The organism is Actinomadura harenae (genome assembly GCF_003696215.1).
Classification (GTDB): Bacteria; Actinomycetota; Actinomycetes; order Streptosporangiales; family Streptosporangiaceae; genus Spirillospora; species Spirillospora harenae.
In genome coordinates this window covers 1-2,514 of record NZ_RFFG01000243.1, presented here as the reverse complement: position 1 = coordinate 2,514, position 2,514 = coordinate 1, and the positions used below count along the sequence as shown (strand labels likewise).

Annotated in this window: 4 protein-coding genes; 1 reads left to right on the top strand and 3 read right to left on the bottom strand. The window is 75.6% G+C overall.

What is annotated here, in order from left to right; all coding sequences use genetic code 11:
• Window positions 1-126 precede the first annotated feature (126 nt).
• Together EBO15_RS43175 and EBO15_RS43170 are read right to left on the bottom strand one after the other, a co-directional pair.
• A complete protein-coding gene (locus EBO15_RS43175) occupies window positions 127-393 on the bottom strand; it encodes a ubiquitin family protein (protein WP_122200190.1) in 267 nt (88 codons plus the stop codon).
• Window position 394: 1 nt separating this feature from the next.
• Complete coding sequence (locus tag EBO15_RS43170; RefSeq protein ID WP_233616866.1) at window positions 395-1,324, bottom strand: formylglycine-generating enzyme family protein; 930 nt, start codon at window positions 1,322-1,324, stop codon at window positions 395-397.
• A gap of 46 nt (window positions 1,325-1,370) precedes the next feature.
• Here EBO15_RS43170 and EBO15_RS43165 point away from each other — a divergent pair, with 46 nt between their 5' ends.
• On the top strand, window positions 1,371-2,177 hold the full coding sequence (locus tag EBO15_RS43165; RefSeq protein WP_122200188.1) for a methyltransferase domain-containing protein: 807 nt from the start codon (window positions 1,371-1,373) through the stop codon (window positions 2,175-2,177).
• Window positions 2,178-2,189: 12 nt separating this feature from the next.
• Here EBO15_RS43165 and EBO15_RS44980 read toward each other — a convergent pair.
• Window positions 2,190-2,514: hypothetical protein (locus tag EBO15_RS44980; RefSeq protein ID WP_158628513.1), on the bottom strand; the 325-nt coding region annotated here is incomplete at its 5' end.

Sequence of the window (2,514 nt, the reverse complement as noted above, 5' to 3'; positions counted from 1 at the left end):
GGGCGTGGGCGACGCGCCGTCCCCGGCTCGACGCGGTCGCCGCCCGGCTGCGGCCGTCCGTCCGGGTGACGGTGTCGCACGCCGTCACCGACCCCTGGTCACTGCACGCGTGACGCCCCGAGCGGTTCAGCCGCCCGCGAGCGGCGGGACGATCGTGACTACGCTGTCGGCGCCGACCTCGGCGGCCGCGCGGTCGGCGCGTTCCACGGGGTCGTCGTCCACGTACACGTTGAAGTAGCCGAGGGGCTCGCCGTCCTCGCCGAGCAGGCGGCGGCGGTGCGCCGGATGGGCGCGGGCGAACCCCTTGATGACCTCGGCGAGCGGGCCGTCCGGGACGTCGAACTCGGTCTCGCTCCCGTGGGTCCATCCGGCCGGCAGCAGGATCCTGGCCATCTCAACCTCCCGACTCGTCACGTCCGAAACCGGGACCGGCGCCGGACGCCGCGCACCGGAATCCGAGCGCGAAGTTGGACCATCCACCCGGGTCGCCGTGCATGCGCTCGCTGCACCGGACCTGGTAGCGGAAGTTCATCCACGAGCCGCCCCGGATGACCCGGTAGCGGCCCATGACGCGGCGCAGGGCGGCGTCGCAGGGCGCGTCGTCGGCGTACAGCTGGGACGGTGTGGCGGTCCACTCGTACACGTTGCCCGCCATGTCGGAGCATCCGTGGACGCTGTCACCGGCGGGCGAGAACATGCCGACCGGTGTCGTCCGGGGCAGGGGGCCGTGCTCGCGGCAGGTGTCCCGCCACCAGTCGAGCCAGGCGTCCAGGGCGTCCAGGCGTCCGGCGTGGAGTTCGGCGGTGTTCGCCCGGCCGGGCGGCCAGGTGTCGCCCCAGGGCCAGATCCGGTACCGGACGCCGCGGGCCGCCAGTTCCCACTCGGCCTCGGTGGGCAGCCGCTTGCCCGCCCACCAGGCATACGCGGACGCGTCGTTCCAGGAGATGTGGACGACCGGATGGTCCGCGCGATCGGCGACGCCGGTCCCGGGGCCGCCGGGCGTCCGCCAGCACGCGCCCGCGCGCTCCTCCCAGAACCGTTCGCCGTACACCATGCCGTACCCGGCACGCTCGGCATCGGTTACATATTCGGTAGCGTCTGCGAACTCGGCGAACTGGGCGACGGTCACGGGGCACCGGTCGATCCGGAAGGCGGGGACGTCGACCTCGATCTGCGGCGTCTCGTCCGCGAACCACGCCCCGGGCAGCGGCTGCGGTTCCGACTCCAGCCAGCGGGCCATCCAGGGAGGCGACCCGAGCCGGAAGACCGCGCCCGGGACCACCGCCATCCCGGCCGTCTCGTCCCTCGGGATGCCACGCAGCACACTATATATATTAGTAGTGAATCGGCCGGGCGGGAAGGAGCACGCGATGACCGCAGGGCAGGACGCGGGGCAGGACGCGGCCGCGTTCGACGCGCGCGCGGACGCCTGGGACCGGTGGCGCGCAGCCCCGTGGAACCGGCTCCGGTTCCGCCTGGTCGCGCACACCCTCGCCCGCTCCGCCGGGGTGGCGGCGGGCCGTCCGCTCCGCGTGCTGGACGTCGGCGGCGGGGACGGCGGCGACGCGCTGCCCCTCGCGGACCTCGGGCACCACGTGACCGTCCTGGACCATTCCGCCGCGCTGCTCGCCCGCGCCGAGCGCGCCGCCGCGGACGCCGGGCTCACCGGCCGGGTGCGCGCCGTCCTCGGCGACCTGGCCGAGGCGGCGTCCCTCGGTCCCGTGTTCGACCTGGTCCTGTGCCACAACGTGCTGCACTACCGGGACGACCCCGCGCGCTCGGTGGCGGCGGTGGCCCGGGCCGCGCGCCCGAACGGGGCGGTCTCGCTGCTGTCCCCCAACCCGGCGATGGACGTCCTGTCCCGCGCGGTGCGGCTCGCCGACCCGGACGCGGCGCTGGCCATGCTGGACGCGCCGACCCTGCGGTCGGAGACGTTCGGCCGGGAGATGCGCCGCGTGGAGGCCGACGACGCCGCGCGCGTCCTCGGCGCGGCGGGCTGCGTGGTGACGCACCGGTTCGGGATCCGGTGCGTCAGCGACCTCGTCGCGGACGACGGCCTGAAGCACGACCCGGCGTTCGCCGAGCGCCTGGAGCGGCTCGAGCTGGCGCTGTGCGACCGCGAGCCGTACCTGCGGACGGCCCGGTTCTGGCATCTGGTCGCGCGGCGCGTCCGCTGACGCGCCTCCGGCTCATCCCGGGTTGGTGCCGGTGAGCAGGACGACCTCGCCCGGCGGGCGCACCGGGCCGTCCGGGAAGCGGGCGGCGAGCACCTGCACGGCTTCGCGGTGGACGGCGTCGCGGGTGCGCTCGTCCAGCCCGGAGTACCAGGAGAGCAGTTCTCCGGACGTCCGGACGATCAGCACCCACGCGGCGGCGGCGTGCTCGGCCTCGAAGACGGCCGCGCGGCCCGCCTCGGCGCGGACGCCGGTGAAACCGGCCGACTCCAGCAGCGCCGCCCACTCGCGTGGGACGCGGCGGCGGGCCGCGCGGGTCCTGCGGGCGGCCCGGTCCGCC

Excerpts from the sequence above, each read along its gene's own strand:
- EBO15_RS43175 (WP_122200190.1), bottom strand. The coding sequence starts at position 393 with ATGGCCAGGATCCTGCTGCCGGCCGGATGGACCCACGGGAGCGAGACC.
- EBO15_RS43165 (WP_122200188.1), top strand. The coding sequence starts at position 1,371 with ATGACCGCAGGGCAGGACGCGGGGCAGGACGCGGCCGCGTTCGACGCG.